Origin of the sequence: Nonomuraea rhizosphaerae (assembly GCF_019396405.1) — a bacterium.
Taxonomy (GTDB): Bacteria; Actinomycetota; Actinomycetes; order Streptosporangiales; family Streptosporangiaceae; genus Nonomuraea; species Nonomuraea rhizosphaerae.
Genome location: NZ_JAHKRL010000453.1, coordinates 1 through 711, shown reverse-complemented (window position 1 = coordinate 711; position 711 = coordinate 1). Strand labels below are relative to the sequence as shown.

At 66.4% G+C, this 711-nt stretch carries 1 pseudogene; it reads right to left on the bottom strand.

Features of this window, described 5'->3' with window-relative positions:
• Positions 1 to 711 (bottom strand): annotated as a pseudogene (locus tag KME77_RS30660) (DNA-directed RNA polymerase subunit beta); the annotation flags it as partial.

The following is a 711-nucleotide window of genomic DNA, read 5'->3' as shown; positions in this document are numbered from 1 at the left end:
CACCCGGCACCACCTCGGCACCGATCCGGATGATGCCACGCTCGTCCAGATCGGCCAGCACCTCCTCGGAGACGTTCGGGATGTCCCGGGTGATCTCCTCCGGCCCCAGCTTGGTGTCACGAGCATCAACCTCGTGCTCCTCGATGTGAATCGAGGACAACACATCATCCTGCACCAGCCGCTGGGACAAGATGATCGCGTCTTCGTAGTTGTGCCCCTCCCACGGCATGAACGCCACCAGCAGGTTCTTGCCGAGCGCCATCTCACCCTTGTCGGTGCACGGCCCGTCGGCGATGACCTGGTTCGCCTCGACGCGGTCCCCTTCGGCCACGATGGGCTTCTGGTTGATGGAGGTGCCCTGGTTGGAGCGCCGGAACTTGGCGATGCGGTAGGTGGTGCGGGTGCCGTCGTCGTTCATGACGGTCACGTAGTCGGCGGAGACCTCCTCGACCACGCCGGCCTTCTCGGCGTTGACCATCTCGCCGGTGTCGGTGGCGGCGCGGTACTCCATACCCGTGCCGACCAGCGGCGCCTCACTGCGGAGCAGCGGCACCGACTGGCGCATCATGTTGGCGCCCATGAGCGCCCGGTTGGCGTCGTCGTGCTCCAGGAACGGGATCATCGCGGTGGCCACCGACACCATCTGGCGCGGTGAGACGTCGATGTAGTCGACCTCCTCGGCACGCGCCAGCTCGGTCTCGCCGCCCTTGG